Origin of the sequence: Actinoplanes sp. CA-252034 (assembly GCF_050956125.1) — a bacterium.
GTDB lineage: Bacteria > Actinomycetota > Actinomycetes > Mycobacteriales > Micromonosporaceae > Actinoplanes.
Window position 1 is genome coordinate 391,903 of sequence record NZ_CP191846.1, and the last position, 11,978, is coordinate 403,880.

The 11,978-nt window shown below is 70.7% G+C and carries 11 protein-coding genes; 8 read left to right on the forward strand and 3 right to left on the reverse strand.

Features of this window, described 5'->3' with window-relative positions; genetic code table 11:
* The first annotated feature begins 11 nt into the window (after window positions 1-11).
* From ACQPZW_RS01840 to ACQPZW_RS01860, 5 genes are all read left to right on the forward strand, one after another.
* Window positions 12-1,388: an Ig-like domain-containing protein gene (locus tag ACQPZW_RS01840; RefSeq protein WP_433793108.1), complete on the forward strand. Its 1,377-nt coding sequence runs from the start codon at window positions 12-14 to the stop codon at window positions 1,386-1,388.
* Window positions 1,389-1,505: 117 nt separating this feature from the next.
* Entirely contained in the window at window positions 1,506-2,702 is a 1,197-nt protein-coding gene (trpB, locus tag ACQPZW_RS01845; protein WP_433793109.1) for a tryptophan synthase subunit beta, read from the forward strand.
* On the forward strand, window positions 2,699-3,469 hold the full coding sequence (trpA, locus tag ACQPZW_RS01850; protein WP_433793110.1) for a tryptophan synthase subunit alpha: 771 nt from the start codon (window positions 2,699-2,701) through the stop codon (window positions 3,467-3,469). The genes trpB and trpA overlap by 4 nt, the downstream gene beginning before the upstream one ends.
* A complete protein-coding gene (locus ACQPZW_RS01855; protein WP_433793111.1) occupies window positions 3,466-4,173 on the forward strand; it encodes a GntR family transcriptional regulator in 708 nt (235 codons plus the stop codon). The genes trpA and ACQPZW_RS01855 overlap by 4 nt, the downstream gene beginning before the upstream one ends.
* 35 nt (window positions 4,174-4,208) lie before the next feature.
* Window positions 4,209-5,378: an Ig-like domain-containing protein gene (locus ACQPZW_RS01860; protein WP_433793112.1), complete on the forward strand. Its 1,170-nt coding sequence runs from the start codon at window positions 4,209-4,211 to the stop codon at window positions 5,376-5,378.
* 115 nt (window positions 5,379-5,493) lie between these two features.
* On the opposite strand, the gene ACQPZW_RS01865 is transcribed toward ACQPZW_RS01860, so the two are convergent.
* Both ACQPZW_RS01865 and ACQPZW_RS01870 read right to left on the reverse strand, forming a co-directional pair.
* A complete protein-coding gene (locus tag ACQPZW_RS01865) occupies window positions 5,494-7,155 on the reverse strand; it encodes a DNA repair helicase XPB (RefSeq protein WP_433793113.1) in 1,662 nt (553 codons plus the stop codon).
* Between the two features lie 161 nt (window positions 7,156-7,316).
* Complete coding sequence (locus ACQPZW_RS01870) at window positions 7,317-9,683, reverse strand: helicase-associated domain-containing protein (RefSeq protein ID WP_433793114.1); 2,367 nt, start codon at window positions 9,681-9,683, stop codon at window positions 7,317-7,319.
* 78 nt (window positions 9,684-9,761) lie between these two features.
* Here ACQPZW_RS01870 and ACQPZW_RS01875 point away from each other — a divergent pair, with 78 nt between their 5' ends.
* The 3 genes from ACQPZW_RS01875 to ACQPZW_RS01885 are packed head-to-tail and all read left to right on the forward strand — an operon-like array spanning window position 9,762 to window position 11,025.
* The gene (locus ACQPZW_RS01875) at window positions 9,762-9,935 is read left to right on the forward strand and encodes a hypothetical protein (protein ID WP_433793115.1); all 174 of its coding nucleotides are present in this window, start codon (window positions 9,762-9,764) and stop codon (window positions 9,933-9,935) included.
* 60 nt (window positions 9,936-9,995) lie between these two features.
* Window positions 9,996-10,592 (forward strand): HAD family hydrolase, encoded by a 597-nt coding sequence (locus tag ACQPZW_RS01880; RefSeq protein ID WP_433797391.1) that lies wholly within the window; start codon window positions 9,996-9,998, stop codon window positions 10,590-10,592.
* Window positions 10,593-10,638: 46 nt separating this feature from the next.
* Window positions 10,639-11,025, forward strand: a complete 387-nt coding sequence (locus ACQPZW_RS01885) for a cold-shock protein (protein ID WP_378064810.1) — start codon at window positions 10,639-10,641, stop codon at window positions 11,023-11,025.
* 61 nt (window positions 11,026-11,086) lie between these two features.
* Here ACQPZW_RS01885 and ACQPZW_RS01890 read toward each other — a convergent pair whose 3' ends face one another.
* Window positions 11,087-11,896, reverse strand: coding sequence for a 1,4-dihydroxy-6-naphthoate synthase (locus ACQPZW_RS01890; RefSeq protein ID WP_433793116.1), 810 nt, complete (start codon window positions 11,894-11,896; stop codon window positions 11,087-11,089).
* Window positions 11,897-11,978: the final 82 nt, after the last annotated feature.

The following is an 11,978-nucleotide window of genomic DNA, read 5'->3' on the forward strand; positions in this document are numbered from 1 at the left end:
ATCTGCGCCGGGTGGCGTCTGCCGCCGCCATCACCACCACCATTCTTCTCGGACACGGCATTCCCGCACGTGCCGACGATCCACTGCCGGTGCTGTCGTCGACCGGATTGACCGAGGGGCAGCCGCTCGGCCCCTTCACCCGCTTCAAGCCGGTGTTCAGCGACGACGTCGACCGTGTCGCCGTCCTGATCAACGGCGCGGGCAAGAGCGAGAGCGCCGAGACCGCCCGATCCAGCGGTATCACCGCCTACCTGGGCAGCACCGTGGCGGACGACGCTGACGTCGATGTCACCGTGCGGGCCTGTGTGATCGGAGGGAGCTGCGCCGAAGCGACCACCCGGGTGCACACCGACCTGACCGCACCGACCGCGACCATCTCACCGTCTGAGGGGATCGTCTCCGGGACGGTCACCATCGCGGCGTCGGACGTGTCCGCCGACACGGCACAGATCAGGCTGACGCTGGGGCAGAGCACCCTCGACACGGTGACCGCGGCGCCGTGGCAGTTGACCTGGGACACCGTCAAGAATCCGGGTCAGGCGCTGTGGGTCCGGATCCGCGACACCGCGAACAACGAGAGGATCTACCGGCCGCAATACGTCGTCGACAATGCGGGCCCGCCCGTCCACATCGGCTGGCCCGACCTGCCGTGGGAACTTCGGGGCGGGTGGAATCGCCTCTCCGGGGGCTTCGGGGACGCCGACCGCGTCGAGTGGTGGGTCGACGGGGCGGTGCGCTCGACGGGCCGGGACCTGGACTACGACTTCGGTGACCGGAGCCGGGAGACCTTCCTCGAGGTGCGGGCCTGGGACGCCCAGGGGAACCTGTCGGTCAACAAGGGCTGGATGTCCATCGACGCCGATGCTCCGGCGGTGGTGTCGGCCACGCCGGCCAACGGCGCCCTGGTCCGGGGCCGGAGCGTCACCACGACGCTGGTCCTGAAGGACTCCACGAAGATCGAGACGGTGATCCCCGTCAACGGCTCGCTCACCGTCCGCGGGTCCTCGTACATCGGGAGGTTCCCGCTCCGTCGGGACGGCCGGCAGGTTCTCGTCTGGAACGTCGTGGACAGCTGGGGCAACCGCCGTGACGTCTACCGGACCGTGACGGTGGACAACACCAAGCCGGCGCTCGCGGTGACCAAGGCGCCGAAGAACGGGGCCAGGGTCAAGGGCGCGGTGCGGGTGGCCGCGTCGGCCAAGGACCGCAACGGCGTCGCGAAGGTGCAGTTGCTGATCAACGGCAGGGTGGTGGCCACCGACACCAAGGCCGCCTACTCGTTCGCGATCGACACCAGGAAGTACGGGAAGAAGATCAAGGTCCAGCTGCGGGCGTACGACCGGGCGGGCAATGTGACGGTGACCAGCGTGCGCACCTGGCGCCGCTGACCCCTTCCCGGCCTTTCGGCCCGGCTCCGGATCCTCGGAGCCGGGGCCGGTTTCGTTTTCCCACGAAGCTGTGTATAACTGTTCTAGAACACAGTTATAGAACAGTGGAGGTGTGGCATGACCGAGATCGCGCTGCCGCGGCCGGCCGCCAGTGTCATGAGCGACCCCGGGGCGCACGGGCGGTTCGGGGAGCACGGCGGGCGGTATGTGCCCGAGTCGCTCGTCCCCGCCTGCGCCGAGCTGGAGGAGGCGTTCCGCGAGGCCTGGGCCGACCCACGGTTCCGGCGCGACCTGGACCGGCTGCTCGCCGTGCACGCCGGACGGCCCACCGCCCTCACCCCGGCCTGGCGGCTCTCCGCCGAGCTCGGGGTGAACGTGCTGCTCAAGCGTGAGGATCTGGCGCACACCGGCTCGCACAAGATCAACAATGTGCTGGGGCAGGCGCTGCTCGCCCGGCGCATGGGCAAGACCCGGCTGCTCGCCGAGACCGGTGCCGGGCAGCACGGCGTCGCCACCGCCACCGCCGGGGCGCTCCTCGGACTCGACGTGACCGTCTTCATGGGCGAGGTCGACATCGAACGGCAGGCGCTCAACGTGTTCCGGATGAAGATGCTCGGCGCCGAGGTCATTCCGGTCACCAGCGGCACCCGTACGCTCAAGGACTCCACGAGTGAGGCGCTCCGGCAGTGGGTGACCTGTGTGGACGAGGCCCACTACTGCCTAGGCTCGGTGATGGGGCCCCACCCGTACCCCTGGATGGTCCGGGAGTTCCAGCGGGTGATCGGTGACGAGGCCCGGCAGCAGTGCGCGGCCGAGCTCAGCACCGGGATCCCCGACTACGTGGTGGCCTGCGTCGGCGGCGGCTCCAACGCGGCCGGCACGTTCGCCGGATTCGTCGACACCCCGGCCCAGCTCGTCGGCGTCGAGGCCGAGGGCGGCGCGGCCGTCGCGTTCGGGCAGGTCGGTGTGCTCCACGGGTTCCGGTCGTACCTACTACAGGACGAGTTCGGGCAGGTCAGTGAGGCGCACTCGATCGCGGCGGGGCTCGACTACCCCGGGATCGGGCCGGAGCATGCGCACCTCAAGGACAGTGGTCGCGCCCGGTATGTCACGGTGCGCGACGAGGAGATCGTCCCGGCAGTGCGCAGGCTGGCGCGTACCGAAGGAATCCTCCCCGCTCTGGAATCCGCGCATGCCATCGCGTGGGTCATCCGCGCCGCCGAGTCCGGGGAGCTCCCGCCCTGGTCGACGGTGCTGGTGACGCTCTCCGGGCGCGGCGACAAGGACATGGCGACCCTGATGGAGGCGTCGTGACCCTCGATCTGCGCCGGGACGGCCGGCCGTTGCTCGCGCCCTACGTGACCGGCGGCATCCGGCCGGACTGGACCGACTACCTGCGCGAATACGCCCGCAACGGCGCCGACGCCATCGAGATCGGGCTGCCGTTCTCCGACCCGATCCTGGACGGGCCGGTCATCCAGCAGGCGTCCGACACGGCGCTGCGCCGCGGGGTGACGGTCCGGAGCCTGCTCGATGAGATCGCCACAGTGGACGTCGGCATCCCGTTGATCGCGATGACCTACTACAACCTCGTCGTGCACCGCGGCGCCGTCGAGTTCTGCCGTGACCTGGCGGCCGCCGGCATCCGCGGGCTGATCGTGCCGGACCTGCCGGTCGACGAGTCGGCCTCGCTCTCGTCCGCAGCCGTCGCCGCCGGGATCGACCTGGTCCTGCTGGCCGCCCCGACCACACCGGCCGACCGGCTGGCCGAGATCGCGAAGGCGTCCCGCGGGTTCGTCTACGCGGTGTCGACGATGGGCACCACAGGTTCCTCCTTCGCCGAGTCGGGCGGGCGCCTGGCCTCCGCACTGCGCGCCCTCACCGACCAGCCGGTGCTGCTCGCCTTCGGGATCGCCACCGGGCAGCACGCGGTGACCGCCGCACAGTCCGCGGACGGTGTGGTGATCGGGGCCGCGCTGATGCGGCGGATTCTCGACGGCGCCTCACCGGCGGAACTGGGCGCGGTGCTGGCCGGGTTCCGCAAGGCCCTCGACGGTGATGGGCCAGACTGTGTTCCGTGAAGATCCCCGCCTACCGGCGTATCGCCACCGACCTCGCCGACAAGATCAGGGCGGGGGAGTACCGGCCGGGTGACGCGCTGCCGGCCCAGCGGGAGTTGAGCGCCGGCTACGGGGTCACGCTGATGACCCTGCGGCAGGCCCTGCAGGAGCTGCGCGACGAAGGGCTGATCGTCCAGCAGGCGGGGCGGGGGACCTTCGTCGCGCCGGTGCAGGCCGCCTACCGGGTCGACACGCTGCGCAGCTTCGTCGAGGACCTCCGGGAGCAGGGCCACCGGGTGACCACCGAGGTCGTCTCGGTCGCCCTGGAGGAGGGTCTTCGCCTGGAGCGGGTGCGTCTGCTCGGTGACCGGCCGGTCATCCACCAGACGTCGTCGGTGCCCTTGCCCTGGGCGGCGGCCGTGGCCGACGAGGAATTCCGGCGGGTCTCGTTGTACGCGGCGCTGGCCGAGGCCGGGGCGACGATCGTGCGGGCCTCGGAGCGGATCGTGCCGGGGCTGCTCGCTGAGCCGGTCGCCGGGCATCTGCGCCGGCCGGCGGGGGAGGCGGTGTTCGTGAGCGAGCGGACCACGTACGCCATGGACGACCAGGTGGTGGTCGTCGACCGCGCGATCATCCTGGGCGATCTCATGGAGATCCGTGCCGAGCGGGCCGCGACGCGTCTGTCCCTGCAATGGGGGACGGTACGGGATCGTCCATTCGCCTGATCGACGAGAATGATCGTCTCCCATAGCCTGCCGCCATGATCAAGAAACACGGGGCTTCGATCAGCGCACTGTCCACTCTGCTGCTGCTCTCCACGGGGCTTCCCGCCCGGGCGGCCGACGACCCGGTGGCCGACACCATCGCACCGGTCATCAGCTTCCTCAGCATCCCGTCCGGCGGTGTCGTCGGGTTGAACCCGTACATCACCGCGAACGTGAGCGACAACGTCGGCGTGGTTCGCGCGGAGCTCTGGCACAGCCGGGTGCGCCTCGCCGACACCGGGCCCGGCACCTGGGAGGTCGCCGTGTTCCAGCCCTCCCTCGCCACGATCCGGGCGGCCGGACCGGTGGATCTCGAAGTGCGTGCCTACGACGCGGCCGGGAACGTCACCTCGACCGCGACGACCGTGTTCATCGACCGTGACCCGCCGACCGTGACGGTCAATCCCGGCGCCGGCACCGTCATCCCGGCGCTGCCGCTGACCATCGAGCTCACCGATGTCCCCGACGACATCCTCGAGATCTCCATGGACGCGCCGGAGCCGATCGGCACCACCTGGCGGACCGGCGGCCCGTGGACCTTCAAGTGGAACGCGCGCAAGGGCATGACCCCGCCGGTCTTCCACCTCCGTGACCGGGCCGGCAACACGAGCATCGTCACCACCGGCTATTTCGTCGACGCCGATGTGCCGAACGTGACCTCGGTGGCGCCGGCCTACAACGCGCTCGTCCGTGGCACCAGGATCCACAGCACCATCCAGGGCACCGATCGGGCCGGCATCGCGAGCGCGCAGCTCAAGGGCGCCGCCGTGGACATCGTGGCCCCCTACACCGGGTCGATCCCGGCCGGTGCCGACGGCGCGCGCACCCTGACCTGGACGATCACCGACCGGCTCGGCAACTGGAGGCGCTTCGACTGGCCGGTCGTCGTCGACAACACCAAGCCCCGGCTCTCGGTGACCAAGGCGCCGAAGAACAAGGCCAAGGTCAAGGGCACCGTGAAGGTCACCGCCTCGGCGAGCGACAGGAACGGCGTCGCCCGGGTCGAGTTGCTGATCAACGGCAAGGTGGTCGCGAAGGACTACAAGGCCGGGTACGCCTTCTCGATCAACACCAAGAAGTACGGCAAGAAGATCAAGTTCCAGGTACGGGCCTACGACCGGGCCGGCAACGCCCGGATCACCACGGCCCGCACCTGGTACCGCTGACGTCGCCTACCTCGGCCGTCGTCGGATGCCCGGCGAAGCACGCGTCGATCACGACCCGGTCCCCGGACGGAACTCCGCCCGGGGGACCGGTTGTTCAGGCGGCGGCGTGTGTCGCTCAGTCGATCTTGGGCAGGGGCGGCCCGAGCACGTCGTCCGCGTCGATGATCTTGTAGGCGTACCCCTGCTCGGCCAGGAATCTCTGACGGTGTGCCGCATACTCGGTGTCGATCGTGTCGCGGGAGACCACCGTGTAGAAGTGGGCCTGCCGGCCGTCGCCCTTCGGTCGCAGCACCCGGCCCAGACGCTGGGCCTCCTCCTGCCGCGAACCGAACGTGCCGGACACCTGGATCGCCACCGCCGCCTCCGGCAGGTCGATCGAGAAGTTGCCGACCTTCGACAGCACCAGCGTCCGAACCGAACCGTCCCGGAAAGCGTCGAACAGCCGCTCCCGCTCCTTGTTCGTCGTCGCGCCCTGCACGATCGGCGCGTCCAGGAACTCGCTCAGCTCGTGCAACTGATCCAGGAAGCCGCCGATCACCAGCACCTGCTCGCCGGGATGCCGGTCGACCAGGGCCTTCACCACGGGCAATTTGGTACGCGCGGTCGCCGCCACCCGATAGCGCTCCTCGGCCTCGGTCACCGCATACGACATGCGCTCCGCATCGGTGAGGGTGACCCGGACCTCGACGCACTCGGCCGGCGCGATCCAGCCCTGTGACTCGATGTCCTTCCACGGGGCGTCGTAGCGTTTCGGCCCGATCAGCGAGAACACGTCACCCTCGCGGCCGTCCTCCCGGACCAGGGTCGCGGTCAGCCCGAGCCGGCGGCGAGCCTGGAGGTCGGCGGTGAACCGGAAGATCGGCGCCGGCAGCAGGTGCACCTCGTCGTAGATGACCAGACCCCAGTCACGGGCGCCGAACAGATCCAGATGCGTGAACGTGCCGCCGCGCCGCGAGGTCAGCACCTGGTAGGTCGCGATGGTGACCGGGCGGATCTCCTTGCGCTCCCCGCTGTACTCACCGATCTCCTCCTCGGTCAGCGTGGTCCGGGCCAGCAGCTCACGTTTCCACTGCCGGCCGGCGACCGTGTTGGTGACCAGGATCAGCGTGGTCGCCTTGGCGGTCGCCATCGCCGCCGCGCCGACGAGCGTCTTGCCCGCCCCGCACGGGAGCACGACGACCCCGGAGCCACCCGCCCAGAAACCGTCGACGGCCTCCTGCTGGTACGACCGGAGCGTCCACCCGTCCTCAGCGAGGTCGATCTCGTGCGCCTCGCCGTCCACGTAACCGGCCAGGTCCTCGGCCGGCCAGCCCAGCTTGAGCAGCGCCTGCTTGAGCCGCCCGCGCTCCGAGCCGTGCACCGCGATGGTCTCGTCGTCGATGCGGTTGCCGAGCATGCCGGCCAGCTTCTTCGACTTCGCCACCTCGATCAGCACGATCTTGTCGAGGCCGCGCAGGACCAGCCCGTGGACCGGGTCGTTCAGCAGCTGCAGCCGCCCGTAGCGGTCCATCGTCTCGGCGATGTCGACCAGCAGCGCGTGCGGCACCGGATACCGGGAGAACTTGATGAGCGCGTCGACCACGCTCTCCGCGTCGTGGCCGGCGGCTCGCGAGTTCCACAACCCGAGAGGGGTCAGCCGATAGGTGTGCACATGCTCGGGTGACCGCTCCAACTCGGCGAAGGGCGCGATCGCCATCCGGCAGGCATGGGAGTCCGGGTGATCCACCTCCAGTAGCAGGGTCTTGTCCGACTGCACGATCAGTGGTCCGGCACTCACGCGTACATCCTCCGAAGGCCGAAAAAGACGACCCTCAAGTGTGCCACGAAAGTCGTATACAACCTTTCGCCCCGCTCGCGCGTCGGTACTTACGGCCGGGTCGTGTGCTGTGAATCGGGGGCACACGACCCGGCAATATCCCCACCTCTCGCCGACCGGGACTACTCCTCGGTCACCGCCGCGGTGATCCGGTGCAGGGCGAAGGTGTGCAGGCTCTCGCCCCGTTCGTCCTCGGCACGTAGGTAACCGGCGGACAGCGAGACCGGACGGACCAGGCGGGACAGGGTCGCGCCGTGGGAGTCGACGTAACCGACCCAGACCCGGGCCTTGTCGCGGACCGCCTGCTGCAGCACCGCCATCGCTTGGGTGTGCTGCTGGACCGCCGTCAGACCCGGGATCGCCTGGCCGTGGGCGGCGCGAACGGTGACCGGCGCGCGCCGGGCCGCACGGGTGGCCTGGTCGCCGCGGCGCAGCTGCTCGACCACACCGGCCAGCCGGGGGCCGGCGAGGACCGGGGCGGCAGGCTCGGCGACCCGCGGGGTACGCGACGGCGCGCGCCTGGCCTTGGGCCTGGTCAGGACGGTGGTGCCGCCCGCGTCCTCGGCGACCGGGGCATACCCGTTCTCGCGCAGCGCCCCGATCAGCCTCGTGACCGGCCGGGGGCTGACCAGGACCGTGGGCGCGATCTGCCGCAGGTCGAGGGGGCCGAGGCGTCTGTCGGCGACGACCTCGGCGAGCAGCGCCTCGTCGTCACTGCGCAGGTAGGAGCCGGCCGAACCGCTGCGCAGACCGCCGTGCCGCCGGGCGGCGTCGTCGATCAGGTAGGTCAACGTCTGCGGGACCGGGGTGCGCGACCGTCGGCGGAACAGCGCGTGCAGGTCGGCGGCCTGGTAGCCGACGTCCAGGGCACGCCGCACGCTGGCCGGGGTGACGCGGAAGACGCTGGCGGCACCAGCCGACTCCGGCTCGGCGAGCACGTCGAGCTCGGTGGCCAGCTCGGGCTCCGGTGGGCCGGGCACGATCACCGTGAGGTCGGCCTGCACCAGGAGGTGGTCGACCGGGGCGGGCAACAGCTGGTCCAGGGCGCGGACGGCATCGGCGTGGGCGTCCTCCGGATGCACCCCGAGCGGGTCGGTGTCGTCCGGGCCGGTGTCGGTCAGGAGCAGCCGGGCGTACGACGTGAGCGCCCCCAGCCCGGTGATCCCGAGGAGGGCCGCCCCGGTGTAGGCGTCGCGGTGGGCCGTCTCCCGGCCGCGGGCCCGCCGTGGCGCCTGCCAGGCCAGCAGCGCCAGCAGATCGTCGTGCGAGGGCGCGGCGCCGGGGCCGAGCTCGGCCAGGGCGGTGAGGGCCTCCCGCCGGGCCTGTGGCGCCCCGGCCCGCTCGGCGTCGGGCGCGAGGGCGTTGATCGGCCGGTCGCGGTCGTCGCGGCGGCCCACGAGTCCGGGCTGCCGGGTCATGGTGAGCCAGGCCCGGGCGAGGGCGGCCCAGCGGTGTGCGATGCCGGTAGCGCGCCACAGGTCGTACGCCCCGGTGGGTAGGAAGTTGTCCTGGCTCTGCCCGTTCTCGGCCTCGCCGAGCAGGCCCGCCGCGTAGGTGATCTCGACGAGCAGCGCGGCGCCGGCCTCGTCGACGCCGGCGGCCTTGGCGAGGCGTTTGAGGTCGCGGACGCCGAGCCCGCCGGCGCGCAGCACCGGTGCCGGCTCGGCGGCCAGGGACTCCAGAAGGGCTTCGGCGGCCCGGACCGCCTCCATGGTCTGTCCGGCGCCGGCCGAGTCGGCGGCCTGCCGGCTGCGGGCCGGGCCGTCGGGTACGGGCGCGGACGGGCGCAGCACACCGAGCGGCCCGGTGTCGCGGCGCAGCAGCATGCCGATCTCGCGGGGCAGCTCGACGAGCTCGCCGTCGGGGCGTGGGGCCCGCCCGGCCTCCGAGACGGGCACCAGCACGTGCTGGTCGACGAGCCAGCGGACCGGCTCGGCGACGGCGTCGCGGGTGAGGGCCCCGATCGGCGGGCCGGCGGCGAGCCGGTCGAGGACCGCGCGCGCGCCGGGCGGGGCGGCGAGGACGGTGCGGCGCAGCCTGGCCGGGTCGGCGCAGAGGGCGGCGGCCCGCGGGTCGAGGAAGTCGGCAGGCCGGCCGAGCCCGGCCGGGTACGGCGAGGTGACCTCGTCGACGGCGCCGACCACCTGGAGCCCGTCCTCCGGCCCGTGCAGCAGGAAGCGGACGCGCAGCCGGTCGATCGCGAGCCGGACGTCCTCCTCTGCGATGCCGGTGGTCAGCTCGAGCACGGCGCGGACCGAGGTCAGGGCGGTGTCGGCGGCACGGGTCAGGCGGGCCGCGTCGAGGACGGCGAGGGTGAACTCGTCGAGGCCGTCCAGGCAGCGGGTGACCGAGTTGCGGGACTGTGCGCGTACGGCGAGGGCCGAGATGTCAGCCGGCACCGGGATGACGAGATCCGGGCGCAGTTGTATGAGCGCGCCCAGAGCCTCGTCTGGCAGCGACCGGAGTTGATCGGCGAATGTGGTGGCCATCGTCTTCAACGCTAACGTTCATGGGACGATGGTGGTGGGTCCGGGCGTGGCCGGACCTCTATCTGAGGAGGACCGAAAGTGGCGAAGTCCAAGCTGCCGGGTACGAAGGTCTCGACGGGCGAGCACTCCGCCGGGCCGCGTGGCGTGGACATGAAGGGCAGGATGCACGTGTCCGAGCTGATCTCCGACCGTGCCGCCGCCCCGTCCCCTTCGGTGACGACCAGACGTTCCCTCTTCCGGTGGAGAGCCTGACCTACCGTGCCACGCACGGTCAGGGTGACTGATCCTGCGGCGGTCGGTTTCGACCTGGACATGACCCTGATCGACTCCCGGCCGGGGATCCGGGCGGCGTATCAGCAGCTCACCGCCCGGACCGGCGTCTTCGTCGACGCGGATCTCGCGGTGTCGCGGCTCGGCCCGCCGTTGCGGACCGAGCTGCGGCACTGGTTTCCGGAGGCCGAGGTCGAGGAGGCGGTCACCACCTATCGCGCGCTCTACCCGGAGTATGCGATCACGCCGAGTCTTCCCACGCCGGGTGCCGTCGAGGCCCTCGACGCGGTCCGGTCGGCGGGGTTGCGGGTCGTGGTGGTCACCTCGAAACTCGGCCGGCTTGCCGGCCTGCACCTGGATCACCTGGGCATGCGGGCGGACGAACTGGCCGGTGACCTGTTCGCCGAGGGCAAGGCGTCCGCACTGGTGGAGCACGGTGTGCGGTGGTATGTCGGTGATCACACCGCGGACATGGTGGCGGCCCGGACCGCCGGTGTGCCCGGTGTCGGCGTGACGACCGGCCCATGTTCGGAGTCCGAGTTGTGGGCCGCCGGAGCTTCGTACGTCTTGCCCGATCTGACCGTGTTCCCGACGTTACTCAGTGAGATTGCAGTTGGGCCCGAGCCGTCCGCTGGATAGCCTTGGCGTGAGCGGTTGTGTCCATTGAGTGAAGTTGAGGTCAGCGGTGCCCACGGGTCGAGTGAAGTGGTATGACGCTACGAAGGGCTTCGGATTCGTCACCAGCGATGAGGGCGGAGACGTGTTCCTTCCCAAGGGTGCGCTGCCGGCGGGGGTCACGGAGTTGAAAACCGGCCAGCGGATCGAGTTCGGCGTCGTCGACAGCCGGAAGGGCGCGCAGGCCATGGGTGTGAAGCTCCTGGACGCCCCACCGTCCCTGGCCGAGCTGCGCCGTCGTCCGGCGGACGAGCTGGCCAGCATGATCGAAGACATGATCAAGGTCCTGGAGAGCTCGGTGCAGCCGTCGTTGCAGCGAGGGCGCTACCCGGACAAGAAGACCTCGCTGAAGATCGCGCAGCTGGTGCACGCGGTCGCCCGCGAGTTCGAGACCTGAGCCAGCCAAAGTTAAAGATCTACTGCCTAGACGGTTGTCAAGAAGATCGCTTGACAACCGTCTACAGAAACGACGGCACAGCAGGCGTGAGACCCGCCGCCGCCGCACGCCCGAGCAGGGCGTCGGCGGCGGCGAGTCCGTCTTTGCCCAGGTCGAGAGTGAATTCGTTGACGTAGAGCTCGATGTGCTGCCGCACCACGGCCGGCTCCATCTCCTGCGCGTTGGCGAGGATGAAGTCCTGGCTGGCCGACGGGTCGCGCCAGCCGTGCCGCAAGGACTCGCGGATCCACACGGTCGCCTCGGCCGGGTCGACCGTGCCGCGCTTGGCGAGGATCGCGCCGAGCGGAATCGGCAGGCCGGTGTCGCTCTCCCACCACTCGCCCAGGTCGACCAGAGCGGTCAGACCGTAGCGCTGGTACGTGAACCGGGCCTCGTGGATGACCAGGCCGGCATCGAAGCGGCCGTCGGCGACGCCCGGCATGATCTGGTGGAACGGGACGACCTCGATGCGGGCCGGGCGCTGGTCGGCGGCCCAGAGGCGGAACAGAAGGTACGCCGTGGTGCGGTCACCGGGGACGGCCACGGTCGCCCCGTCGAGGTCGGTGCGGCCGTTGCCCAGCACGAGCGGCCCGCAGCCGCGGCCGAGCGCACCGCCGCAGGGCAGCAGCTCGTAGTCGCCCAGCAGCCACGGAAGCGCCGCATAACTGACCTTGACCAGGTCGAATGTGCCGTCGAGCGCGGCCGTGTTGGTGACGTCGACGTCGGCGAAGGTCAGGTCGATCGGCGGGGCGCCGGGGACGAGACCGTGCACGAGCGCGTGGAACACGAAGGTGTCGTTGGGGCACGGCGAGACAGCGAGAGAAAGCGCCACACTCTCACGCTAGTCCGTACCCCAGGGAAAATATTCACGTCTCCCTCTGGCCCTGAAGGTGTGATCCTTCCTACACTCCGCT